The 24,095-nt window shown below is 62.5% G+C and carries 23 protein-coding genes, 1 tRNA gene and 1 pseudogene; 14 read left to right on the top strand and 11 right to left on the bottom strand.

Annotation, left to right across the window (positions count from 1 at the left end; genetic code table 11):
* Positions 1-77: 77 nt before the first annotated feature.
* Both ACIQ36_RS00360 and ACIQ36_RS00365 read right to left on the bottom strand, forming a co-directional pair.
* A complete protein-coding gene (locus ACIQ36_RS00360) occupies positions 78-464 on the bottom strand; it encodes a thiol-disulfide oxidoreductase DCC family protein (protein WP_395824126.1) in 387 nt (128 codons plus the stop codon).
* Positions 461-1,798, bottom strand: a pseudogene (locus tag ACIQ36_RS00365) (branched-chain amino acid ABC transporter permease). The gene ACIQ36_RS00360 and the pseudogene ACIQ36_RS00365 overlap by 4 nt, the downstream one beginning before the upstream one ends.
* 201 nt (positions 1,799-1,999) lie before the next feature.
* Between ACIQ36_RS00365 and ACIQ36_RS00370 the strand changes: the two are divergent.
* The gene (locus tag ACIQ36_RS00370; RefSeq protein ID WP_395824128.1) at positions 2,000-3,310 is read left to right on the top strand and encodes an efflux RND transporter periplasmic adaptor subunit; all 1,311 of its coding nucleotides are present in this window, start codon (positions 2,000-2,002) and stop codon (positions 3,308-3,310) included.
* A 45-nt stretch (positions 3,311-3,355) separates the two neighbouring features.
* The gene (locus ACIQ36_RS00375) at positions 3,356-6,478 is read left to right on the top strand and encodes an efflux RND transporter permease subunit (RefSeq protein WP_395824131.1); all 3,123 of its coding nucleotides are present in this window, start codon (positions 3,356-3,358) and stop codon (positions 6,476-6,478) included.
* Positions 6,479-6,531: 53 nt separating this feature from the next.
* On the opposite strand, the gene ACIQ36_RS00380 is transcribed toward ACIQ36_RS00375, so the two are convergent.
* The gene (locus ACIQ36_RS00380) at positions 6,532-8,325 is read right to left on the bottom strand and encodes an ABC transporter transmembrane domain-containing protein (RefSeq protein WP_395824134.1); all 1,794 of its coding nucleotides are present in this window, start codon (positions 8,323-8,325) and stop codon (positions 6,532-6,534) included.
* Between the two features lie 206 nt (positions 8,326-8,531).
* Here ACIQ36_RS00380 and rpmE point away from each other — a divergent pair, with 206 nt between their 5' ends.
* A complete protein-coding gene (rpmE, locus tag ACIQ36_RS00385) occupies positions 8,532-8,759 on the top strand; it encodes a 50S ribosomal protein L31 (protein WP_395824136.1) in 228 nt (75 codons plus the stop codon).
* A gap of 78 nt (positions 8,760-8,837) precedes the next feature.
* On the opposite strand, the gene ACIQ36_RS00390 is transcribed toward rpmE, so the two are convergent.
* From ACIQ36_RS00390 to ACIQ36_RS00400, 3 genes are all read right to left on the bottom strand, one after another.
* Complete coding sequence (locus tag ACIQ36_RS00390; protein ID WP_395824139.1) at positions 8,838-9,269, bottom strand: DUF1465 family protein; 432 nt, start codon at positions 9,267-9,269, stop codon at positions 8,838-8,840.
* A 302-nt stretch (positions 9,270-9,571) separates the two neighbouring features.
* Positions 9,572-10,042 carry a hypothetical protein gene (locus tag ACIQ36_RS00395; protein ID WP_395824142.1) on the bottom strand — a complete coding sequence of 157 codons (471 nt, stop codon included), beginning with the start codon at positions 10,040-10,042 and terminating at the stop codon, positions 9,572-9,574.
* A 13-nt stretch (positions 10,043-10,055) separates the two neighbouring features.
* Positions 10,056-10,253 (bottom strand): DUF1192 family protein, encoded by a 198-nt coding sequence (locus ACIQ36_RS00400; RefSeq protein ID WP_395824145.1) that lies wholly within the window; start codon positions 10,251-10,253, stop codon positions 10,056-10,058.
* A gap of 125 nt (positions 10,254-10,378) precedes the next feature.
* Between ACIQ36_RS00400 and ACIQ36_RS00405 the strand changes: the two genes are divergently transcribed.
* The 8 genes from ACIQ36_RS00405 to ACIQ36_RS00440 all read left to right on the top strand — a co-directional run bounded on the left by ACIQ36_RS00405 (position 10,379) and on the right by ACIQ36_RS00440 (position 16,515).
* Complete coding sequence (locus ACIQ36_RS00405; protein ID WP_395824211.1) at positions 10,379-11,359, top strand: NAD(P)H-quinone oxidoreductase; 981 nt, start codon at positions 10,379-10,381, stop codon at positions 11,357-11,359.
* 80 nt (positions 11,360-11,439) lie between these two features.
* Entirely contained in the window at positions 11,440-12,033 is a 594-nt protein-coding gene (locus ACIQ36_RS00410) for a DUF1013 domain-containing protein (protein WP_395824148.1), read from the top strand.
* 77 nt (positions 12,034-12,110) lie between these two features.
* Positions 12,111-13,493 carry an MFS transporter gene (locus ACIQ36_RS00415; protein WP_395824151.1) on the top strand — a complete coding sequence of 461 codons (1,383 nt, stop codon included), beginning with the start codon at positions 12,111-12,113 and terminating at the stop codon, positions 13,491-13,493.
* Positions 13,490-14,023, top strand: a complete 534-nt coding sequence (locus tag ACIQ36_RS00420; protein ID WP_395824154.1) for a DUF3833 domain-containing protein — start codon at positions 13,490-13,492, stop codon at positions 14,021-14,023. Before ACIQ36_RS00415 ends, ACIQ36_RS00420 begins: the two co-directional genes overlap by 4 nt.
* Positions 14,024-14,136: 113 nt before the next feature.
* Positions 14,137-14,757 carry a DUF3313 family protein gene (locus tag ACIQ36_RS00425; protein WP_395824157.1) on the top strand — a complete coding sequence of 207 codons (621 nt, stop codon included), beginning with the start codon at positions 14,137-14,139 and terminating at the stop codon, positions 14,755-14,757.
* 17 nt (positions 14,758-14,774) lie between these two features.
* Positions 14,775-15,173 carry a hypothetical protein gene (locus ACIQ36_RS00430; protein WP_395824160.1) on the top strand — a complete coding sequence of 133 codons (399 nt, stop codon included), beginning with the start codon at positions 14,775-14,777 and terminating at the stop codon, positions 15,171-15,173.
* Positions 15,174-15,178: 5 nt separating this feature from the next.
* Positions 15,179-15,799 carry a TetR/AcrR family transcriptional regulator gene (locus ACIQ36_RS00435; RefSeq protein WP_395824163.1) on the top strand — a complete coding sequence of 207 codons (621 nt, stop codon included), beginning with the start codon at positions 15,179-15,181 and terminating at the stop codon, positions 15,797-15,799.
* Positions 15,796-16,515 (top strand): DUF4386 domain-containing protein, encoded by a 720-nt coding sequence (locus tag ACIQ36_RS00440; protein WP_395824166.1) that lies wholly within the window; start codon positions 15,796-15,798, stop codon positions 16,513-16,515. The genes ACIQ36_RS00435 and ACIQ36_RS00440 overlap by 4 nt, the downstream gene beginning before the upstream one ends.
* Here ACIQ36_RS00440 and ACIQ36_RS00445 read toward each other — a convergent pair.
* The 5 genes from ACIQ36_RS00445 to ACIQ36_RS00465 are packed head-to-tail and all read right to left on the bottom strand — an operon-like array spanning position 16,465 to position 20,632.
* Entirely contained in the window at positions 16,465-16,899 is a 435-nt protein-coding gene (locus ACIQ36_RS00445) for a nuclear transport factor 2 family protein (RefSeq protein WP_395824169.1), read from the bottom strand. The two genes, ACIQ36_RS00440 and ACIQ36_RS00445, sit on opposite strands and share 51 nt — an antisense overlap.
* A gap of 3 nt (positions 16,900-16,902) precedes the next feature.
* The gene (locus ACIQ36_RS00450) at positions 16,903-17,658 is read right to left on the bottom strand and encodes an SDR family NAD(P)-dependent oxidoreductase (protein ID WP_395824172.1); all 756 of its coding nucleotides are present in this window, start codon (positions 17,656-17,658) and stop codon (positions 16,903-16,905) included.
* Entirely contained in the window at positions 17,655-19,208 is a 1,554-nt protein-coding gene (locus ACIQ36_RS00455) for a cryptochrome/photolyase family protein (protein ID WP_395824175.1), read from the bottom strand. Before ACIQ36_RS00455 ends, ACIQ36_RS00450 begins: the two co-directional genes overlap by 4 nt.
* The gene (locus tag ACIQ36_RS00460) at positions 19,205-19,909 is read right to left on the bottom strand and encodes a DUF6134 family protein (RefSeq protein WP_395824178.1); all 705 of its coding nucleotides are present in this window, start codon (positions 19,907-19,909) and stop codon (positions 19,205-19,207) included. The genes ACIQ36_RS00455 and ACIQ36_RS00460 overlap by 4 nt, the downstream gene beginning before the upstream one ends.
* Positions 19,910-19,912: 3 nt before the next feature.
* On the bottom strand, positions 19,913-20,632 hold the full coding sequence (locus ACIQ36_RS00465; RefSeq protein ID WP_395824181.1) for an SDR family NAD(P)-dependent oxidoreductase: 720 nt from the start codon (positions 20,630-20,632) through the stop codon (positions 19,913-19,915).
* Between the two features lie 127 nt (positions 20,633-20,759).
* On the opposite strand from ACIQ36_RS00465, the gene ACIQ36_RS00470 reads away from it, so the two are divergent.
* The 3 genes from ACIQ36_RS00470 to cysQ all read left to right on the top strand — a co-directional run bounded on the left by ACIQ36_RS00470 (position 20,760) and on the right by cysQ (position 24,092).
* Positions 20,760-20,834 (top strand) — tRNA-Val (locus ACIQ36_RS00470).
* Between the two features lie 151 nt (positions 20,835-20,985).
* Complete coding sequence (locus tag ACIQ36_RS00475; RefSeq protein ID WP_395824184.1) at positions 20,986-23,322, top strand: xanthine dehydrogenase family protein molybdopterin-binding subunit; 2,337 nt, start codon at positions 20,986-20,988, stop codon at positions 23,320-23,322.
* A complete protein-coding gene (cysQ, locus tag ACIQ36_RS00480; RefSeq protein ID WP_395824187.1) occupies positions 23,319-24,092 on the top strand; it encodes a 3'(2'),5'-bisphosphate nucleotidase CysQ in 774 nt (257 codons plus the stop codon). The genes ACIQ36_RS00475 and cysQ overlap by 4 nt, the downstream gene beginning before the upstream one ends.
* Positions 24,093-24,095 lie beyond the last annotated feature (3 nt).

Consider the following 24,095-nt stretch of genomic DNA (forward strand, 5'->3'; position numbering starts at 1 on the left):
CATGCCCTTCAACCCCATACTGACCCTTACAGCCCTATCAACCCGGCGGCACTTCTATCGCCGACTCGCAAACAGCATCACGATGCCCGCCGCCGATCCCACGCAAACAGCAGCGGCGCCAGAACCCGATCATAGAGCGCCACCGCCAGCGGCTTGATCTCCCGCGCGCCAACGATCCGCCCAAGCCAGCGGTAGCGCGGCAGGTGGGACCAGAGCAGCAGGAAGCCGTCCACGCCGATATGAACCGCGCCTTGGGCATCCAGCACATGCAGGCGCTTGCGCACGTCAATCGGATCGAAGCCGCGCGCCCGCGCCGCTTCGGGGTCGCGGCCAATGTCGATCCAGCCGAGGCCGAGGCCCGCGCGGGCGTCCTGGGCGCGGTAATGGTCGATTTCCGTCCGGCAGACCGGGCAAGAGCCATTGTAGAGCGTTGTGCAGGCGGGGAGGTTCGGCGTGTCGGTCATGAACTCGTCTCGTTGCGCGTGCCGAACAATCCCGTCGGGCGGAGGATCAACACGCCGACCAGCAGCACGAACACGGCTAAATCGCGCATCTCATTGGAGATAAAGGCGGCGAAGAGGATTTCAACCAGCCCGACCAGCATTGCGCCTGCCATCGCTCCCGTCAGCGTGCCGATCCCGCCGAGAATCGCCCCCGTGAGCGCTTTGAAACCAAGGGCGAGGCCGATGCTATGGTCGGTCTGGCCGTAATAGACCACCGACACCAACCCGCCGACGCCCGCAAGCGCCGTTGAAAGCGCAAAAGCCCGCGCGATGACGCCATTCACCGGCACCCCCAGCAGCCCCGCCATCGTCGGATCAGCGGCGCAGGCGCGCAAATCCCGCCCGAAGCGCGTGCGTTACACGGTAGTGTGCAACAGGAGGCCGATGATCGCCGTCAGCAGAATAATGGCAAGCTGGCTAAAGCTGAAATGCACGGTCGAGTCGCCCATGTGCAGCGTCCAGCCGCCTTGAATCAGGGGGGGAAGGATTTTACCGCGCGCGCCTTGGGCGAGCAGTACCGAGTTTTGCACCACCAGCGACAGGCCAATCGCCGCCACCAGGGGCGAGAGCCGATTGCCGCGCCCGATCGGCCGGTAAACGGTGCGGTCAATCACCGCCCCCAGCACGCCACCATAGGCCAGAACGGCGATTAGGGCGGCAGGCAGCAGAATCCAGGCACTCTCCACCCCCGCCATACCGAGACCGAGAATAACGATCACCGCCAGGATCGAGCCGACCATCGCCAGTTCACCAAAGGCGAAATTCACGATTTCCAGCAGGCTAAAAATCAACGCGTAGCCAACCGCGATGAGCGCATAGAGGCTGCCGACGGTGAGCGCGTTCAGAAGCTGCTGAAGCCCATAGGCCGAGCCCGCCAGGGCGGATTTCTGCACCGGCTGCGCGGCGTCGAAGCGCTTCGGCCCCTCGCTTGCCATCCGCCCCCAAACCTCCAGCACGGTTACTTCGCGGTCCGACAGCGGGCCGCCGCGCAGGGTTTCGACGGCGCGCAAGGGCGGGGTTTCCAAGGCTTGCGCCCGACCAGCGAAATGGCAGATCAAGCCATCCTTCTGCCCATCCCCCCAGCGCCAAGCGATTTGGACCGAGAGCGGGCCGATCACGTCGGGCGGCGCGCGAACGATGGTTTCTCCCGCCGGCTCGAAGGCCCCCGTGAGGGCGGCGCAGGCGCGAAACAAATCATCGGGCTTGCGCTCGCAGGCACCGAGCAACAACCCGGCGAGCAGCAGCAGGCCGAAGCGAGGGCGAGCGTGCCGGAGCCAACGCCTTAGGAAAGCCATAATCAGCGCCAACTCTATTCTCGACCCCTCGCAAGAGATTGCGACCTACACCCTGCCCTACACTTTTGAAGGGCGGGGTTCTTTTTTTTGCGGTGCACCGAAGTTGCGGGGATGGGCAAGCCCCCGGAATCCTATATATGATTAGGCGTAGTCTGACTGCCGTCGGTTTTCAAGGGCGGCCATGATCGGGATGGGGTTCGAATGCGGGCGAAATATGGTTGGTTGGGCGCGGGACTGATCTTAGCGGTCGGCGGGATCCTCCTCTGGCAATCCCCCACCGTGCGGGAACAGATCAGCGCAAAAATTTCGGGGGTTCAGGCCCCGACGGGCGCACCGCCAGCCGGTCAAGCCGCAGGCGGACGGCGCGCCACGCCGCAACCGGTTTTCGCCGCAACGGTAGAACGCGGCCCGCAACCGATTGAAATTACGGCCATCGGATCGGTGCAAGCCGCCGAAGTGGTTGGGGTCAAATCCCGCCTCGATGGCATTATTCTCGAGGTTCATATTGTTGACGGCCAGGAAGTGAAGGAAGGCGATCTGCTCTTCACCCTCGATGGCCGGGGGCTCGAAGCGCAGTTGCGCCAAGCCCAAGCCAATTTGCAGCGCGATATGGCGGTGTCGGCAAATGCCAAACGCACGCTGGAGCGCCAGCAGGCGCTTGTCGCCAGCAATATCGCATCGCAGCAAGCCTTCGATACCGCCCGCACCGCCGCCGCTACCGCCGACCAATCGATTAAAGCCAGCCAAGCCCAGATAGACACGTTTCGCGTTAGCCTCGGCTATACCAAGATCACCGCGCCAATCAGCGGCCGGGCCGGGGAAATTAAGCTCACCAAGGGCAATTTGGTGAAAGCCAACGATACTTCGACCCTGGTGACAATCCGCAAGCTCCGCCCGATCAATGTGATTTTCTCGGTCCCGCAGAAGCATTTCTCGGAAATGCGCGACGCGATGGCGGCGGGCAAAGTTGGCGTTGCCGCACAAGTCCCCGACCGGCCCGACCATCTGGTGATGGGGCAAGTCAGCTTCTACGATAACACCATCGATCAGACTACCGGCACCTTCCAGACCAAGGCGATCTTTCCGAACGAAGATAATAGCCTGTGGCCGGGGATGTTCGCACCGCTCACCGTGCGCTTTGGCGTGCAGCAAGATGCGATCAGCGTGCCGAGCGCCGCGATCCAGACCGGCCAACAGGGTCAATATGTCTATGCCATCGTTCCGGCGGAAGGCGGCGCGGATGCCAAACAGGCGGAACTCCGCCCCGTCACCGTCGCGCGCACGGTGGGCAATCGCAGCATTGTTTCGAAGGGCCTTGCGGTCGGCGAAACGGTCGTGACCGACGGGCAGTTGCGCCTGACCAACGGTATTCGGGTCGACGTGCGCGATCCTGCTGCTGCTGCCCCGCCGGGCCGGGGCAATCGTCCTGGCGGCGGCGCGCCTGGAACGCCGCCCGCCCCCGGCCAGTCGGGCGCCGCCCAGACCGGCCAACAGCCGCCCGCCCGTAGCTAAACAGTCGCCGTTAATCCCCTAGCCCGCTTCCCGCAGGAGCCTTCGATGAATCTCTCCGAACTCTGCATCCGGCGCCCGGTCATGACGACGCTGCTTATGGCGGCGCTATGCATTCTAGGGGTTGCGGGCTTCAAGCAAATGCCGGTGGCAGCCCTGCCGAAGGTGGATTTCCCCACCATCGTCGTCAGCGCAACCCTACCAGGGGCGAGCCCGGAGACGATGGGCGCGTCGGTAGCAACGCCGCTGGAGCGCGAGTTCTCCAATATCGCCGGGATCAGTTCGATCACCTCCACCAGCACCCTGGGCAGTACTTCAGTGGTGCTGGAGTTCGATTTGAAGCGCGATATTGATGCGGCGGCGCTTGATGTTCAGTCCGCTCTATCGGTGGCAACGCGGCGTTTGCCGCGCGAAATGCCTAACCCGCCCTCCTTCCGCAAAGTAAACCCGGCGGACGAGCCGATTCTGTTCGTGGCCGTCAGTTCCTCGGTGCTGCCGCTCAGCCAAGTGAACGAATACGCCGAAACCCTAATGGCGCAGCGGCTCTCGACGCTGACGGGCGTCTCGCAGGTCAATATCTTCGGCGGGCAGAAGTTTGCGGTGCGCGTGCAGATCAATCCGCAGGCCATGGCCTCGCTGGGGGTGAGCATCGACGATGTTCAGCGCACCATTGTTTCCGCCACCTCGACAACGCCGGTCGGCAGCTTGAACGGCGACAAGCAAACCCTGATTTTGAAAACCTCAGGTCAGCCGGAAGTGGCTAAGGACTTTGTGCCGCTGGTTGTCGCCTACCGCAACGGCGCGCCGGTGCGGCTCGGCGATATTGCGACCGTGATCGACTCGGTGCAGAACGACCGGGTCGCTAGCTGGTACAATGGCACGCGCTCCATCACCCTCGCCATTCAGCGCCAGCCGGGGGCCAATACGATTGAAGTGGTCGATTCGATCAAGGCGCTGATCCCGGTCTTCCGCGCGCAAATTCCGCCCTCGGTCAATATTTCGGTGCTCAACGACCGGTCGATCTCGATCCGCGATTCGATTGCTGATGTGGAGTTTACTTTCGTTCTCACCGTCATTCTGGTGGTGCTTACGATTTTCCTCTTTTTGCGCAAAATCTCCGCGACGCTTATCCCGTCGCTGGCCTTGCCCATGTCCATCGTCGGCACGCTCGGGGGCATGTATCTTTGCGGGTTCAGCCTGAATAATATCTCCTTGATGGCCCTCACCCTCGCGGTCGGCTTCGTCGTCGATGACGCTATCGTGATGTTGGAGAATATCGTTCGCTATACCGAAAAAGGCATGTCGCCGATGGAGGCCGCCTTGAAGGGCAGCCGGGAAATCGGCTTTACGATTATCTCAATTACACTCTCTTTGATTTCAGTCTTTATTCCCGTGCTGTTCATGGGCGGCGTCGTTGGGCGCGTTTTCTTCGAGTTTGCCGTGACGATTAGCATGGCTATTCTGGTCTCGGGCTTCGTCTCGCTCACCCTAACGCCAATGATGTGCGCGCGCTTTCTGCGCCCCCATAAGGAGGGCGACCGGGAAAATCTGTTCGGGCGGACGCTGGAAGGCGCGTTCATGGCCATGCAGAACGGCTATGATTTTACCCTGCGCCTCGTTCTGCGCCATAAGTTCGTGATGCTGATGTTCACCATCGCCCTCACCTTCTATACGGTGCACGAGTTCCGGCAGATTCCGCGCGGCTTCTTCCCCGAGGAAGACAATAGCCTGCTGACGATCTTCACCGAAACCAACCAAGATACCGCCTTCCCCGCGATGGCCGAAAAGCAGCAGCAGCTTGCCGCCATCGTCGCCGCCGATCCGAATGTCGAATCCGTCAGTTCCACGGCGGGCGGTGGTTTTGGCGGGCGCGGCGGCAATACCGGGCAAATGTTTGTTGGGCTGAAGCCGAAAGACCAGCGCACAACGCCGGAAATTCGCGCGGTTATCACGCAGTTGCGGAACAAACTGCAGTCGGTTCCGGGCATCAATGCCTTCATCAACCCGGTACAAAACTTGCGTATCGGCGGACGAACGTCGAACCTTGCCTATCAATATACGCTGCAAGGCGTGGATACGACCGAGCTTTTCGCCTGGGCCCCGCGCCTTGAAGCCGAACTGCGCCGCATTCCAGGCGTGCAAGACGTTTCCTCGGATCTGCGCATCCGCTCGCCGCAAGCGATGGTCGATATCGACCGGGATAAGGCCGCGTCCTTAGGCGTGGGCATCGATACGCTGCGCACCACCCTCTACAGTTATTTCGGCACGCGCCAAGCCTCGACCATCTTCACGTCGGTCAATGATTACGCCGTGATTGTCGAAGCCGACCCGAAGTTCCAAAGCAGCATGAACGGGCTCAACGCCGTCTATGTGCGCGCCGCCAATGGCACGCTGGTTCCGCTGGAAACCTTCGCCAGTATCAGCCGTTCGGTCGGCCCGCTGTCGGTGAACCACCAGGGGCAACTTGCCGCCGTCACCCTCTCCTTCGCCCTCAACGAAGGGGTCGCGCTCGGCCAGGTCGTGAGCGCGATCAAGGAGATGGAACAGCGTGTCGCCCTGCCCGTCACCATTTCCAGCGCCTTCCAGGGTTCGGCAAAGGTGTTTGAAGACGCCGAACGCGGGCAAGGGATGCTACTGCTGGTTGCGGTGCTCGCCGTCTACATCATTCTCGGCGTGCTCTACGAAAGCTTCATCCACCCGATCACGATTCTCTCCGGCCTGCCCTCGGCAGCCCTGGGGGCGCTCTGGTCGTTGCAGCTTTTCGATATGGACCTGTCGGTAATCGCCATCATCGGCATCATCATGCTGATCGGGATTGTGAAGAAAAACGCCATCATGATGATCGACTTCGCCCTAGAGCGAAAACGCGAGGGCGATGAGAATGCCGAAAAGAGCATCTACGACGCCTGTATCATTCGCTTCCGCCCGATCATGATGACTACGTTCGCCGCCATCATGGGCGTGCTCCCCATCGCCCTGGGGCATGGGGCCGGGGCAGAACTCCGCCGCCCACTCGGGATTGCCGTCGTCGGCGGACTGCTCGTCTCGCAACTGCTCACCCTCTACATCACCCCGGTCGTTTACCTTTATTTCGAGCGCCTGTCGGAATGGCTGACGCGCAAGCCCAGCGTTCCGGATGCGGCCATGCCGCCGCCGGCACCGGCGGAGTAGAAGGATCGCTGACGCGATTGGGAGGGCGGCGCCCTCCCAATCGCGTAGCGAGATTACCGCGCGCTGAACTGCAACGCCGCGAGATGCGCATAAAGCCCGCCCTGGGCGACCAAAGCATCGTGAGTGCCGCTTTCGATAATCCGGCCTTGGTCTAGCACCAGAATCCGGTCGCAGTTCACAATCGTTGCCAGACGGTGGGCGATGACGAGGGTGGTGCGCTCCCGCATCAACCCATCGAGCGCCTGCTGAACCGCCCGTTCCGAGTCGGCATCCAGGGCGCTGGTGGCTTCATCGAGCAGCAGCAGGGCCGGTTGGCGCAGAATGGCGCGGGCGATGGCGATGCGCTGGCGCTGGCCGCCGGAGAGGCGCATACCGCGCTCGCCCAATTGACTGTCGAACCCCTGCGGCATCAGATCGATAAATTCGGCGGCAAAGGCCGCTTCGGCGGCGGCGCGCACCTCGGCGTCGGTGGCACCGGGGCGGCCGTAGCGGATATTCTCCGCGACCGTTCCCGCGAAAATCACCGGCTCCTGCGCCACTATCGCCATCGCCCCACGCAATTCGGTAGGGTCGAGGTCGGGCAAGGCGTGCCCGTCGAAGCGAATCACCCCGCGATTAGGATCGTAGAAGCGCAACAGCAGTTGCAGCACCGTCGTCTTGCCCGCGCCGCTGGGGCCGACCAGGGCAACGCGCTCGCCGGGGGCGATGGTGAAGCTGATCTGATCCAGCGAAGGCCGATCCGGGCGCGTCGGATAATTGAACGAGACCGCCTCAAAGCTCACTGCCCCACGTACCGGCCTTACGAGGGCCACAGGATGGGCGGGGGCCTGAATGGCGGGCACTGTGCTGGCAAGCTCGATGAGCCGTTCTGACGCCCCTGCGGCGCGCTGCAAATCGCCAATCACCTCGGAGATCGCCCCAACCGCCCCGGCGACCACCGCCGCATAGAAAACAAAGGCCGACAGATCGCCCGGCGACAGCGTGCCCGCCAGCACGTCGCGCCCACCGATCCACAGAATGATGCTGATCGCACCGAAGACCAGCAGAATAACAATCGCGGTCAAATAGGCGCGGGCGATAATGCGGGAGCGGGCGGCGGAAAAGGCGGCGTTGATCCGGCCTTCAAACTGCCGCTGTTCCATTTTTTCATGCGTGAAGGCCTGCACCGTGCGCACGCCTTGCAGCGCTTCGGTGATCTGCACGCCAACCGCCGCGACCTCGTCCTGCGCGCGGCGCGACAGGTTCCGCACCCGCCGACCGATGATGATGATCGGCCCGACAACCAACGGCACGACCAGAAACACCAGCCCCGTTAGCTTAGCGCTGGTAATCAGCAGCATCACCGAGCCGCCGACAAACAGCAGGAAATTCCGCAAAGCAATCGAAAAGGAAGAGCCGACGACGCCTTCGATAATCGTGGTGTCGGTGGTCAGACGCGACTGGATTTCTGCCGTCCGGGCCGTGTCGTAGAAGGTCGCATCCAGATGCAAAGCCCGCGCAAACACATCCCGGCGAATATCCGCAACAACCCGTTCGCCCAGCCAGGACACAAGGTAGAAGCGGCTGAAGGTGGCAAATGCCAACAAAACAACTACTGCCATCAACACGAGAACCGCCTGATCGAGCAGCCCCGCATCGCCCGACACAAACCCTTCATCAACCAAATGCCGCAGGCCGGACCCCAGCGCCAGCACCGTGCTGGCGGCCACGATCAAGGCAAGCCCCGCCCCCGCCATCTGCAGGCGATAGGGCTTGAGGTAGGTAAGCAAAAAGCGTAAGGAGCGCAGACTGCGGCTCCGTTCCCGCTCGTCGTTAGCGGCGGCGGGAAAAGACCTGGGTTGGCGCATAGCCCTCATCCTAATCGGCGGTCGGCAGTAATATGTACGGCGGGGGTCATAGCAGCCCCGCCCCCGAACAACAACCGGCAGAAAGCCGCAAAGAATCGCATTCCATCTGACAAGCGCGCTGGACAGATGGGGGCACTTCGGGTAGAAGCCTCGCTTCACGAGTTTTGCTGTGCCGGAAACGGCCAACCTGTGCTGCGAGAGCGTCGATGAAAAAGGACATTCACCCCGACTACCATCCGATCACTGTTGTGATGACGGATGGCCACACCTATCAGACCCGTTCGACCTACGGGAAGCCGGGGGATACGCTGCGTTTGGAAATCGATCCGACGTCGCACCCGGCTTGGACCGGTGGCCAGCAGCGTATGCTGGACATTGGTGGTCAGTTGGCACGCTTCAACAAGCGTTTCGCCAATCTGGGCATCAAAGGCTAAGGTTTTTCGAAACCCTAGGCTTTTGCCAAAATGGTTTAAGTGGCCCTTCGGGGCCACTTTCCATTTGGGGGAACGGGATTAGTGGGTCGTGTGGATGGCACCGATCTCGGCGCACGCGGGCAGGGCTCCCATCGCCTTGTCCAGCCGATCCACGCGCGCATAAAGACGGTAGGACCGCCCCAACAGATCTTTTAGACCGCGCGGCAGGGGGGCGGAATCATCGTCGCCTATCTGCATTAAGCAGACGCGATGCCCATCTAAGCGCCGATCGGTGTGGAGGGCTTCCTCAAAACTAATTTCCCCCTCCTGCACGGCCCGGCGCACAAGCAGCCATGCCATGACCTGGGTTAACCGGGACGTTAGGCGCATGGCTTCCCGATTGGCCGCAAGTCTCTGGTCGAGCGATAGCTCCGCCCGCTCCGATGGTTCGCGGTAGGTGAGATAGTCTCGGGCCTCGACCAAAAGCCGGAAGGCCTCGTCGTAGGTGCCCCGGAAAAAGACCGTTGCCATTGGCCCCCCTTTCCGCGTGATGGGATTTCCAACCAACGGACGGTGCGCCCGGATAAGCATCCCTCTTCCGATAGTGAATTAAATTTTCTCGCCTGGCGAGCAGATCAAGGGGGGTGAGTTAAAAATGTTACCGCCGCGTGACGGCCACAGCCGAGGCGAAAAAAAAGCCGCACGACATAACGTCGGCGGCTCACAATAGTTTACCTCACCTGATACAACTTGCCTAAGCGGATTGACTCCTAATGGTTCGTCCGTTTGGGGTCAAGCGATTCGGTCAAATTTTTGACGCAATCGACCGGCGGTTAAGCCAGGTCGGCATCATCGACCGCCAAGGGTTGCGTTGGTGCGGCTGGCGCGGGGCCAAGGTTCCGGTTGCGGCGGCTCTCGGCACTGCCAGGAACCGTGCCATCGGGGTTGAGGCCAATGGCTTCGATTTCCTCGGGCGTCAGTTTGCGTAAGGCCTGTTCCTTGCGCTTGCGCCGCAAATCGGCCTCGCTGATAACCGTCGGCACCAGAAAAGCATGCACGCGCACCAGCGTTACGCTGGCAGGATCGATCCCATCGGCTTGCAGGGTTTCTTCAATCTTGATCGCCTTCAGGCTATCGGCGGCGTCCAGTGTTTCCAGAAAAAACAGCGCCTCGCCAATCCCGCCCCATTTGCCGATCCGGGTTAGGTAAACGCGGTCGCCGTTAGTGGTTTTCCCGGTAATGAGAAAGCCCAGCTTATCTTCGATCGAATTGGCGGGCACATAACGCGGAATAACGCGGTTCATCGAAAATCCTTCTCTAGAATTTAAACAGAGCTTCAGCCGCCCCGCGCCGGTTGCGTTTGGTCTCGGCCTCGGCATCCACCCGGGCGATTTCGGCGAGTAAGGCCAAGCGATAGGCCTGTAACTCCTCAATCCCCGCCCGCTCCAGCGCCGCGACCGACAGAAACACTGGCTGGTCTCCCGTTTGGCGTGGGCGTTCTTCCTCGGCTTGCATGCTCCGGCTTTCCCTTGCTAGGTCCCTTCGGGCGCGCATGATAAGACAGGATGGGCCGAAACTCGACCCTCCTTCGTTAAAAAAGCTTATCGATAAGGGCCTTACCCGTGAACCTTCCCCCCGTGATGCGCGCGATTGCCATTGAAACCCCCGGTGGGCCGGAGGTTTTGACCCCTGTTACCATGCCCCGACCCCAGCCTCAGGCGGGCGAGGTCCTGATTAAGGTCGCCGCAGCGGGGGTCAATCGGCCCGACCTGCTGCAACGCCAGGGCACTTATCCGCCCCCGCCGGGTGCGAGCCCCCTGCCCGGCCTGGAGGTCGCTGGGGTGATTGTCGCGGTGGGGGATGGCGTCGCGCCCACCCGCATCGGCGAACGGGTCTGTGCGCTCACCCCCGGCGGCGGCTATGCGGAATACGCAGCGGCCCCCGAGGGCCATTGCCTGCCCGTCCCCGCCGCCCTGTCGATGATCGAAGCCGCAGCCCTACCGGAAGGCGCGTTCACAGTCTGGGGCAATGTGTTCGATCGCGGACGGTTGCAACCGGGTGAAACGCTGCTCATCCATGGCGGCACCTCCGGCATCGGCTCGCTCGCCATTCAAATGGCGAAAGCCCATGGTACCGCCGTGCTGGTCACGGTGGGCTCCGACGAAAAAGCCGCCGCCGCGCGCGCACTCGGAGCAGATCACGTAATCAACTATCGCACCGAGGATTTCGGGCTGAAAACCCTGGAGGCAACCCAAGGCCGGGGCGCGGATGTGATTCTGGATATGGTGGGCGGCCCCTATATTCAGCGGAACATCGACTGCGCGGCGGTTGAAGGACGCATCGTCTTTATCGCTTTTCAGGGAGGATCGAGCGCCGAGGTTGATTTTCGCAAAGTCATGATGCGCCGCCTCACGCTCACCGGCACCACGCTGCGCCCGCAAAGCATTGCCGCAAAAACACGCCTTGCCGCCGCCCTGACCGAAACCGTGTGGCCTTGGGTGGAAAAAGGGCTGATTCGCCCCCAGATATACCGTGTTTTCCCGCTCGCCGAAGCCGCCGCCGCGCATGCTTTGCTGGAATCGGGCGAACCGATTGGAAAAATCGTCTTGGGTTTGGAGTAACACGCCTGCTATAGACGATTCCATATCGTCCCGGCCCGCCCCCTAAGGCGGGCCGTCGCAGCTTATAGAGGGTTAGAATCATGCCATTGCCGTTGATGCCGAAAGCCACCGCTGTTTGGCTCGTCGAAAACACGGCGCTGACGTTTGACCAGATCGCCGATTTTTGCGGTCTGCATATGCTCGAAATCCAAGCCATCGCCGATGGTGAGGTTGCGGGCGGCATGCAGGGCCTCGATCCGATCATCAACGGTCAGCTCACCCACGAAGAAATCAAGCGCTGCGAGGCCGATACAAAGACCAAGCTGAAGCTTTTGGTCAGTAATCTGCCGCAGCCGATGGTGCGAACCAAGGGCGGGCGCTATACGCCGATTGCCAAACGCCAAGATAAGCCCGACGCGATTGCCTGGCTGGTGCGGAACTATCCCGACATCACCGATGGGCAGATTTCCAAACTGCTGGGCACGACCAAGACGACCATCGCCTCGATCCGCGAGCGTAGCCATTGGAACATCAGCAATATTAAGGCGCGTGACCCGATTCAATTGGGTCTCTGCTCCTATGCCGCGCTGCAAGAGGTACTGGATACGCTGCGCCGCCAAGGCAAGCATATTCCCGACCAACTGCCGGTCGAAGGCGAAGAAATCCATAACGAGCCGCCCGAATTTACGCTCTAAGACTGCATCCAGACCTTCGGCTGGCCCGTAAGGCCGATTGATCTAATCCAGTTCGGCGCGGGCTGCGTATCAAGAGTATGCAGCCCAACACCGCTCCTACGCTTTCCGGCCCCGCTTTAGCCGCTTATGCCGCGCCCGCCCTACCGTTGGCTGCGCTGGCCGTGCCGCTGTATATCTATCTCCCCACGCTTTACGCCGAAACCCTAGGCCTCGGGCTGACCCTCGTCGGAACGTTGCTGTTGCTCGCCCGGGTTTTCGATGCGCTGACCGATCCGCTTGTCGGCGTGTTGGCCGACCGTTTTCCCCGGCGGAAACCCTGGCTTCTCGGCGCGCTTCCCCTAGTTTGCGTGTCGGTTTGGGCGCTGTTTTTCCCGCCCGAGGGCGCGGGCGGAGCCCATTTGCTTGGGTGGAGTCTGGCGCTGTATCTTGGCTGGACCGCCCTGCAAGTGCCCTATCTCGCGTGGGGCACCGACCTCACGCAGGCTTACCATGGCCGCACACGGGTTGCGGGCGCGCGGGAAGCCGCCTTGCTGATTGGCACGCTCGCAGCGACCATCCTGCCCGCCGCCCTCGGCCTGACTGGGCTTGCGGCGGTGAATGTGCTCGGGGGGATGATTCTGGTGCTGCTGATCCCGGCGGTTCTGCTCGCCTGCTGGCGATTGCCGGAAAAACGCACCCCGCCCGCGCCCAAACCCTCGCGGAAAGAGGCCTGGCGGCTCCTGATCACGAATAAACCGTTCCGGCTGTTGCTCGCGGCCTATCTGCTGAATGGCATCGCCAACGGCCTGCCCGCGACGCTGTTTCTGAGTTTTGTTGGCGACCGTCTTGGCGCGCCCGAAGCCACCGGCCCGGCCCTGGCGCTCTATTTCATCTCGGGGCTTGCGGGCGTGCCGCTGTGGTTGTGGCTCAGCCGTCGCTGGGGGAAACATCGGGCGTGGCGAACCGGCCTACTGCTCTCCTGCGTCGCGTTTCTGCCCGCGCCGTTCTTGAGCCTCGGTGACGCCCCGATTTTCTTCGTCCTCGCCGTCGCGACAGGGTTCATGATGGGGGCCGACCTGATCCTGCCGCCCGCGATGCAGGCCGATGTGATCGAAGCCGATGCGCTGGCCGGCGGCGGCGACCGGGCCGGGCTCTACTTCGCCCTCTGGGGCATGGCGACGAAAGCCTCGTTGGCGCTGGCGGTTGGCCTTGCCTTTCCGCTGCTCGATCTTGCCGGGTTCGTGCCGGGAACAAATACCTCGCCCGGCGGTTGGGCTTTAGCCGCCCTCTACGGCGGTGCGCCGCTGTTGTTCAAACTTTTGGCCTGGCTGTTGTTGCGCGGCTATGCGCTCGACGAAGCCGCCCTCACCCGCCTCCGCCCTGCTTCAGGAGTATCCCCATGGTCCGCCGATGGCTCTACGCCGCCCCAATCGTCCTTTTCTTTGGCGCCTTTGCCCTGCTCACAGGATGCAGCACGATGAAACCGCAGGATTTCGCCAATACCACCCCCCGCTTCGTCGTCGAAGAATATTTCGCCGGAAAGACCAAGGCCTGGGGCATTTTCGAGGATCGGTTCGGGAATTTGCGCCGCGACTTTATCGTCGAAATCACCGGCACCTGGGACGGTAAAATCCTGACGCTGGACGAGGATTTCACCTATAGCGACGGCGAGAAGGACCGGCGGATCTGGACCATCGTCAAGAAGGACGAGCATACCTACGAGGGCCGCGCTGCCGATGTCGTCGGCATCGCTACCGGGCTCGCTTACGGGAAGGCCCTCAACTGGCGCTATGATTTGAACCTCAAAGTCGGCGACGGCACCTGGCGCGTCGCCTTCAACGATTGGATGTTCCTGGCCGATAAGGACACGCTGATTAACCGCGCCCGCGTGTCGAAATTCGGCATCGAGATCGGCGAGGTCACGCTGTTTTTCCGCAAAGAACCCGCTGCCGCCCAGCGCACCGGCGCGCTTGAACCCTGGGCGGGGCAAGGAGTCGCTGCGGCTCAATAATTTTGCCCCCGCTTAGGGACAAAATTACTTGCGGCATTTCGAAAGGCTCATTATACATGTCCCCGTACAGGGACATTGGATAGACCATTCCCTGATTACTCAGGGAAACCGCTATGCTCGCTCATCCGCCCACCCTCGCCCTTTTATCGCTGCTGCTGCTCGGGGCTTGCGCCAATCAACAAACCACCAATACCGGCTTCATCCAGGCGCAGGCCGGAAAGCCGGTCACTTTGGTCGCCGATGCCGAGGACGCCGACCGCAAAATCTTCACCGCCCCTCCGGCCGTGCTGGCAGGCTACCATAGCTTCATTCTCGATGAGGTCGCGCTGCGCCCCGGCCCGCAGGTGCCCGCCGATACCGCCACCGAGGTGCGGGACGATCTGAAGCAAACCTATGCCGATGCGTTGCGCCAGGCGTTCGGGGCGCGGCTGAAGCAGGTGCAGCAGCCCGGCCCCGGCGTTCTGCGGGTCAAAGCGGCGATCACTGGGTTTGAGCGGGCGAATGTCGCGCTGAATGTCGTCACCTCCACCCTTGTCGGCCCCGTGACCGCAGGCGGGGCGGCGTCGGAGGCCGTGGTTATCGATAGCCAGACCCAGGCCCCGGTTCTTGCGCTCGCCACCCATTCCAATGGCACGCCCCTGATGGGCGGCCCCGTCGGCTATTTCACCCAACACGGTCACGCCCGCCATGCTGAGGCGCTGGCCGGGCTGATGGCCCCAGTAGCGGCGCGTTAGGGCGGGGAGATCGGATCATGCTGCGATTGCTCGCCCCCGTCCTCACGAGCCTCGGTCTCGTCGCCTGTGCCGCTGGCGCGCAGGTTGGCGAAAAAAGCGCGAAAGATTTTTCAGAACGCACGGAAGTGGTCAACCTAACCAGCCAGGCCCCCGCCGCGCAGGTCGCCCGATGTTTTGAAACCCAGGCCCGCCTCCTACCACTCTCAACCGTCACCTACGAGGCCGATACGCGCCTCTACCGCTACCGGCTGAAAACCTATGATCTGTGGTTGGAAGAAGCTGAGTTTAGCGATACAGCCACAGGCGGATCGCAGGTGCGATTTCGCTATGCCGCCAACTATGATGCCGGGTGGCGCAAGATGCTGGAGCGCGACCGCCTCGGCCCGCTGAAAGCCTGCACGGACGCGAAGGGATGAGCATCATGACCGAAAACGAAACCAATCCACAGCGCCCGCGCAACCGTTCGGCCACCGAAACCCGGATTTTGGACGCGGCCCGCGTCATCATCGCCCGCGACGGCTTTACCGCCCTCGGCGTGAACGCCGTCGCCGCCGAAGCGGGGTGCGATAAAAAACTGATCACGCGCTATTTCGGCGGGATTGAAGGGGTTGTGGAAACCTTGGGCGGCGATCTTGGGTTTTGGGTCGGCCCGGTCCCGCCCAAAGCGCAGCCCAATACCTCCTACGCCGACCGAATGGCCGAGTTGCTCACCGCCTATCAGGCGACACTGACCGATAATGATTTGCTCCAGCGCGTGCTTGCCGCCGAACTGGATAGCCCTTCCGCCGCGCTACTCGCCGTCGAACAGAAGCGCACTATAGCGATGGGGCAGTGGATGGCCGAAGCGCGCGGCCCGCTCACCCCGCCCGAGGGGATTGATGCCCCTGCGATCAATGCGGTCTTGCTGGCAGCTTTGCATTATCTCACGCTGCGCACGCGCACCACGGGCAGTTTCGCCGGGGTCGATCTCACTTCGGAAGCCGGGCGGAACCGGATTTACGCGGCACTGCAAACGCTGCTCAAACAGGGGCTCGCCCCATGAACGGCGCGCGGGGGCGGACTATCGGCCCAATCGTTATCCTCTTCATCCTTGCGCTCAACCTGCCTTACGCCACACTCATCGAACTCTTCGGTTATGACGATATTCTGCGCGAACCCACGGGGGTAACGCTGGCGGCCTTTCGCGCAGGCGGCCCCCCCCTGCTGCTCGCGTGGCTCGGGTTTGCCGCAGGCGCGCTGCTGTTCGCGCCGCTCGCCGGGCTGCTGGAGCGGGCGATTGGCCTGCGGGCGGGCTGGACCGGGCAGGCCTCCGCCGTCGCCCAAACCGTCGGCCTTGCCCGCTGGGTGTTCATCGTGCCCCTTTTGGCGGAGGCACAAAAGGATGCCCCGCCGCCACTCGCGGCAACGATTGATCTGCTTTATCGCGCCCAACATCAAATGTTCGGCACGTTCATTGGGGAAATTCTCGGGCAAATCCTGCTCGCCGCCTGGACCGCCCGCGTGGCGCGCCACCTTTGGAGCTTGAACCGACCGCTGGCGCTGATGGGGGCGGCGACCCTGCCGCTGTGGGTCTTAGGATTATCCGAGCCGCTGGCGACTGTCTTTCGGAGCCTGCCAGGAATCGAAGTAACGCCGCTCGCCTTTATCGGCTGGCAAGCGTGGTTGCTGTGGTTCGGTGGCTGGTTAATCTGGCGGAAGGGATCGCGACTATGCGGCGGAGGCTATTTTCCGCCGCAACAAGCGCAACACCCAACCTAGGACGGGCAGTTTCTCGTAAAAGCCGCTCGCCGCGTCCCAATGGTCGCGGTAGAGGCGCACACGGCCTTCATCGTTAAAATAAATCTCGCTCATGCCGTCGAATTCGAACATTTGCCCGCCTTGGCGGCGATCGCCTTCAAAACGCCAGCGCAGATACCAGGCATTGCCTGACCAGGCGCGGTCGATCACCGTAAAGCGGACGTTCTTGAGCGATACGAAAATCGCAGCGAACACCCGCTGCATCGCCTGCGCCCCACTGACATCGTGAAACGGATCGATAAAGCGCACGTCGCTTGCTACGAGATCCAGGATCTGCGGCACGGTTTCCGCCGTCAGGGTCTCCAAATACTGCTGAAACGGCTCAATAGGCGGCACGCTGGTCATGTTTTACAATCCTGTCGAAACCCCGGTCTGGCGGGCAACCAGCGCAAAATAGAGCCGATAGGGCAAGAGGCGAAGCAGTTTCAAGATAAAGACGAACCGGCGCGGAAAAGCGATTTCGAACCCATCCCCCTCAAGTCCGGCCAAAATTCGCGCCGCCGCCGCCTCGGGCGTCATCAAAAACGGCATCGGAAAATCATTCTTATCGGTCAAGGGGGTACGCACGAAGCCAGGGTGGATAACCTGCACGCGCACGCCAACCCCCGCGAGGTCCAAGCGCAAGGATTCCGCCAGCGCCGTCACCGCTGCCTTGCTGGCGCAATAGGCCCCGGCTTTCGGCAGACCGCGATAGGCGGCAACCGACGAAACCAGCGCCACCCGCCCGCTTTTACGGGCCGTAAAGCGCGGCAGAATTGCGGCGACGCTGTTAATGGCCCCGCCCAGGTTCACCCCAATCAGCCGGTCGTAAACGCTGGGATCGAAGGCGGCCCCATCCGTCGGCTGATGGGTGCCCGCGTTGAGCACCGCCACTGTAATTGGCCCCTGTGCAGCTTCCACCGCGTCCACCACGGCGGCAAGGCCAGCCCGATCGGTGATATCGCCGGGGAAGGTCGAAATCCGCCCGCCGCCCTCGGCCACCAAGGCCGCGAGCTCCTCCGTCCCGCGCGCCGTCGCCGAGACCGTCCAGCCGCGCTGGGCTGCCGCGAGCGCTACTGCCCGGCCAATACCTTGGCTCGCGCCGGTAATCCACAGATGGGTCATGGCTGAATCTCCAAGGTTTTGAAAAAGCAGCGCGAATCGTCCAAAATGGCGGCGCGGCGCTCGTCGGTCAGTTTGTCGAGGGTGCGGTAGGGCATGGCAAGGCGCGGGTTTCGCCCCAGCTTATCGCGGTGCTCGATCAGGAAGTTCCAGTAGAGATAGTTGAACGGGCAGGCTTTCGGGCCGTTCTTTTTGGCAACATCGAAGCGGCAGCGCTCGCAGTAATTCGACATTTTATCGATATAGGCCCCGCTCGCCGCATAGGGCTTGCTCGCCATCACCCCGCCATCGGCAAACAGCGCCATGCCGATAACGTTCGGCAGTTCCACCCATTCCACTGCATCGGCATAGACCGCCAAATACCATTCGGCGACTTCCGCCGGGCGCGCGCCGATGAGAAGCGCGAAATTGCCGGTAATCATCAGGCGTTGGATATGGTGGGCATAGGCCGTGCGCTTGGTTTGATCGATCACTTGGCGCAGGCAGTTCATCTCGGTCGCGGCCGACCAGTAGAAGCCCGGCAAGGGGCGCTCGGCCCCGAAGAAATTCACCTCGGCATAGGCGGGCATATGCCGCCAATAGAGCCCGCGCACATATTCGCGCCACCCCAAGATTTGCCGGATGAAGCCTTCCGCCGCATTCAGCGGCACGCGCCCGGCGCGGTATTCGGCCTCCGCGCGGTCGCAAACGGCTTTCGGATCGAGCAGACCGATATTGAGATACAGGGCGATGCGGGCATGAAACAGCACGTCGCCCCCCTCAGGGGTTCTGTCCTGGCGCATCGCGTCCTGATAGGTGCCGAAGTTCGGCAGGGCGTGGCGGCAAAAATGCTGAAAGGCGGCGTCGGCATCAGTGGCGGTCACGGCGTAATCGAACCCGGCCAAATCGCCGAAATGATTGGCAAAGCGCGCTTCAACCAGCGCGAGCACCGCGTGCGTGATCGCATCCGGGGCAACCCGAAACAGCGGCGGCGCGGGAACCTCAGCGGGCAACGCGCCTCGGTTCTCCGCATCGAAATTCCACGCAGCCCCCTCCGGCTTGCCGTCAGCGGTCAGCAGAATCCCGGTGCGGCGGCGCATATCGCGGTAGAAATATTCCATCCGCAGGCCCTTACGGCCTTCGGCCCAAGCGGCAAACTCGGTGCGCGAACAAAGGAACTGATCATCGGGGCGCATGTCGACGGGCAGCCCGAAGCGGCCCTGCCAGCTTTGCACTTCTTCCCACAGCCGCCACTCGCCCGGTGCCGTGAGGATCAGTCGATCCGGTTGAAGCGCCGCCTGAGCCCGCGCCACCGCGTCGGCCAGCGTCTCACAAGGGTTTGGGTCATCGAGGGCGATGTAGAAAACGCGAATCCCGCGCGCCCGCAAATCTTCAGCGAAATGGCGCATGGCCGACAGGAAAAAGGCGATTTTCTTGGGATGATGCGGCACATAGCGAGTTTCGGCGGCCACCTCCGCCATAAGCACCCAATCCTGCGCCGGATCGATATCCCGTAAGGCTGATAGGTTTAGCGTGAGTTGATCGCCGAGAACCAGACGGAGCGCGCCGCTCATTGTGCCGCAGAAGCTATGGCAGGCGCGGGCTTTGCCCCGTCGGGCAGCAGCGCCACCGTGGTGGGCGTGTTCCGGCGGTAGCGGATTTTAGAGCCGCGCGCTACGAACTCCAACCCGGCCCATTCGCCGTTCGGAAGATACCAAAGGTCCAGCTCCAGATCGCCGCTGACCCGATAGCGCGCGGCTTTCTCAAGGGAGCCTGCCACTGTGATGGTCTCGTCACCAAGCCGCTGAATGGCGACCTTACGTAAGCGCCCGCTTTGGGTATCGAGCCAGGTATCGCGGTCCAGCGCTGCGCGGTGCCAGTAGCTCGTCGGCAGAATGTCTTTCGGCAGCGGGCTTGTCGCCTCGCCCTGTTGTAGCCGGAAGCTCTCGGGCAACGCGCCCCCGATAACCCGAAAAGCGTCGCCATCATCATCGGTGGTCGTTTCTATCCGGGTCAGGCGGCCATTTTGCCAAGCTTCGCGGTTGCGGTGTGTATAGCGAAACACCGTAAGCGGGCCGAAATCCACCTTCAAATCAATCGCGATGTCCACCTTCAAATCTTCAGCCGACCCGGAGAATTTGACGCTGTGGGTGCCGAACGGTGCGCCGTCGCGCTCCACGGTAAACGCCAATTCGCGCGGCGGGGCTTGCTGGGCCGAAACGGCGGGGGCCAAAAGCAGCCCGCCCGCTAACGCTAAACCGAAGAGCGTGCGCATCGCCTATCCTTTCACTCGAAGCGTGGACCGTCCGCCGTCCACTGCGAAAACCTGACCTGTGATCCATCCAGCCCGCTTAGGATCGAGCAAGAAAGCGGCAAGCTCAGCCACCTCGTCGGCCTCGCCAAGCCGGGGGATTGGGTGCAAGGCTGCTATCCCTTTGGCCATTGCCTCATTCTTCGTAAAAGGTTCCGCCAGCGGCGTGCTGGTAAGGCTGGGGGCAATAGCATTCACCCGCAGTTTCGGCGCGAGTTCGGCGGCAAGCGACCGCGTGAGCCCTTCCACCGCCCCCTTGGCCATCGCAATAGCGGCATGATTGGCAAAGCCTTGCGCCACCGCCACGCTCGACACCAGCACTATACCCGCATCATGGTCTAAAAAAGGCTGGGCGGCTTGAACCGCCAGCGCTGCGCCGAGGGCGTTTAGCCGAAACGCCTCCAAGAAGTCCGCCTCGGTCAAGCGCGCCAGGGGCTTTAACGGGATGGAGCCAACCAGGTAGGCGAGCCCGGCAAGACCACCCGCGCCAAGCTGGCCGATAGCCGCTTTCAGCGCCGCAGTATCCATAACATCGGCAACGGCATAGGCAGCGCCCAACTCTTGCGCCAACGGGACTAACGCCGCCTCTCGCCGCCCGATCAAGGCGACTGATTGGCCTTGCCGGTGCAAGTTCCGGGCAAGCGCCGCGCCAATCCCGCCAGGGCCAATAATCAAAATCGGGGCCATGCTGCATCTCTCCTTGCTTTCTAAGTGTACGAGCCCGGCCCGGCCTTAGATCACTCGGCAGCCCCCCGCGATTAGCCGCTTGACAGGAAACGGCCCTGCTCCTAAAAACCACTCCTCGCTTTGGCGAGGGCGCTTAGCTCAGCGGTAGAGCACATCCTTCACACGGATGGGGTCACAGGTTCAATCCCTGTAGCGCCCACCATTTTAAAAGCCTCCATCTTCATGAGATGGAAGGCTTTTTTATTGATTGTAGGTTTCGCTGCGGCACCCCCGCGCAATTGCCACTGGTATCCCTCCCCGCGCCTGCCTATCTTGATGACGCTGTTAACAGGCAGGGTTCAAGGGAGAGAAGCATGGGTCAGTTCGGCATGGGGCAGCCGGTTCGGCGGGTTGAAGATGCGCGTTTTCTGACCGGCGCGGGCCGCTATACGGATGATATTTCCCTGCCCAATCAAGCCTATGCCTTGGTGCTGCGCTCGCCTTACGCCCATGCCACCATCAGTAGCATTGATGCGAGCGATGCCCTGGCCATCCCCGGCGCGCTGGCGGTTCTGACGAGCGCGGATGTGAACGCGGCGGGCCTGAAGCCGATGATGACGCCGATCAAGCTGAAGAACCGCGACGGCTCGCCAATGGTGATGCTGCCGCGCCTGCTGCTGGCGGAAGGCAAAGTTCGCCATGTCGGCGATGGCGTGGCGCTTATTGTCGCCGAAAACCTCGATGCCGCCCGCGATATGCTGGATGCGGTGATCGTGGATTACGACGATCATCCCGCCATCGTCGACACCGCTGGCGCGGTCGCCCTGGATGCGGCGCAGGTTTATGCGGAAGCGCCGGGGAATATCTGCTTCGATTGGGGCTCGGGCCAGCCGGACGCGGTGGAAGCCGCCTTCGCCAAGGCCAGCAAAATCGCCCGACTGCGCCTGATCAACAACCGGCTGATTTCCCACGCGATGGAGCCGCGCAACGCGATTGGCGATGTGGATGCTGACGGGCGGTTGACGCTTTATACCAGCAGCCAGGGCGTGCATGACCTGCAAGAGGTCTTCGCCGATGAGGTCTTCGGCATTGGGCGCGAGAAGCTCCGCGTCGTCACCCCGGACGTCGGCGGCGGCTTCGGTACAAAGATTTTCCCCTACCCCGAACAGGCGCTAGTGCTGCTGGCGGCGCAAAAGCTGAACCGCCCGGTGAAATGGACCGGCGAGCGCTCCGATTCCTCGCAAGCCGACGCCCACGGCCGCGATAATGTGACCGAAGCCGCCCTTGCCCTCGATGCGGACGGCAAATTCCTCGCTCTCTCGGTCGATACCATCGCCAATCTCGGCGGCTATATCTCGCCCTACGGGCCGTTCATCCCGACCCTGGCGGGCACGATGATGCTGACGGGCGTCTATGCGATTCCCGCCGCCTCGGTGCGCGTGCGCGGCGTCTTTACCCATACTGCCCCGGTCGATGCCTATCGCGGCGCGGGCCGCCCGGAAGCCGCTTATGTGATCGAACGGATGGTTGAGGAAGCGGCGCGCATCACCGGCCTGTCGTCGGCTGAAATCCGCCGCCGCAATTTCATTCCCGCCACCGCCATGCCGTTCAAAACCGCGCTGGGGCAAACCTACGACAGCGGCGACTTTAATCAAACGCTCGCCGAAGCGCTGAAAATCGCCGATGTTGCCGGGTTCGAAGCGCGTCGGATTGAGGCCAAAGCGCGCGGCAAACTGCGCGGGCTCGGCCTGTCCTCCTATATCGAAGCCTGCGCGGGCGGCAGCCCCGAGGATGCGCGGCTGGTGATGGATGACGCGGGTAAAGTGACGCTCTTCATCGGCACTCAATCTAACGGCCAGGGCCATGCCACCGCCTACGGGCAGTTGGCCGCCGATGGGCTCGGTATCGATATCGCCGATATCCAGATGGTCCAGGGCGATACCGACCGGGTGCGCACCGGCGGCGGCACGGGCGGGTCGCGCTCGGTGCCCATTGGCGGCGTTGCCGTCACCAAAGCCGTTGAAGCCCTGATCGAAAAAGGCAAGCGCCTCGCCTCCCATCTGCTCGAAGCTGCCCCTGCCGATGTGGAGTTTTCGAGCGGCAGCTTTACCATCGTCGGGACTGACCGGCGCGTCGGGCTGGCAGAAGTGGCGGCCCAAGCGAAAGCGGGCAAGGTGCCCGAGGGCGAAACGCCGGAACTGGACGGGGACGGGCGCTGGAAGCCGCCTGCCGCCACCTATCCGAACGGCACGCACGTCGTTGAGTTGGAAATCGATCCCGACACCGGCGGCGTCACGCTGGAGCGTTACGTCGTCGTCGATGATTTCGGCGCAGTGGTGAACCCGCTGATGCTGGCGGGCCAAGTCCACGGCGGCATCGCCCAGGGCGCAGGGCAAGCTCTGATCGAAGAAGCCGCCTACGATCCCGAGTCGGGCCAGCTTATCACCGGTTCCTTCATGGATTACGGCATGCCGCGCGCCGATCTACTGCCGCAGATCGAGTTCCACTTGAAGAATGTTCCCTGCACCACTAATCCGCTTGGCATCAAGGGTGCGGGGGAAGCCGGGGCGATTGGCGCGCCGCCCGCCGTTATCAACGGGCTGCTGAATGCGCTCAGCCCCCTCGGCATCACCCATATCGATATGCCCGCAACGCCCCATAAGCTCTGGCAGGCGATTCAAGCCGCGCAAACTCGGGCCGCTGCCGAATGATCGATCTCGAAACGGTGCGCGGGCTCATCCCCGGCTTGGAGCGGATTGTGACCGAGGCAGGGGATGCGATTTTGCCGCTCTATGCGAGCGGCTGCACGATGACCCAAAAGGGCGACGGCTCCCCCGTGACCGAGGCCGATCACGCGGCGGAAGCCGTGCTGCTGGCGGGGCTCGAAGCGCTGACGCCGCATATCCCCATCGTCTCGGAAGAACAGGTCGCCGCCGGTTTCTGCCCAGATTGTTCGGGCGGGCTCTGGTGGTGCGTCGATCCGCTCGACGGCACGAAGGAATTCGTGAACCGAACCGGAGAATTTGCCGTCTCGGTTGGGCTGATTTCCGGCCTCTATCCGGTCTTAGGGGCGCTGCGCGTGCCGGTGCAGGGCATTACCTATTCCGGCGGCCTTGGCCTCGGCGCGTGGAAACAGGTCGGCGACGACCGCCAGCCAATCCACATGCGCGCCGCCCCCGCCGGGGCGTTGGTCGCCATGATCTCCCGTTCCCACCGCGATGGGGCCGCCGCCGATGTGGCGCTTGCCGAGCATGGTGTGACCAAGCAGGTAAGCTGCGGCAGTGCCTGGAAATTCGGCCTACTCGCGGAGGGGGCTGCGGATATTATGATCCGCTACGGGCGCACCTGCGAATGGGACACGGCGGGCGGGCAAGCGATCATCGAAGGCGCAGGCGGAAGGGTGACGGATTTAGGCGGCACACGTCTCGCCTATGGCAAGCCGGAATTCGGCAATAGTCCGTTTCAGGTTCTGGCGGGGTAGAGG

The organism is Elstera sp., assembly GCF_044372965.1.
Taxonomy (GTDB): Bacteria; Pseudomonadota; Alphaproteobacteria; order Elsterales; family Elsteraceae; genus Elstera.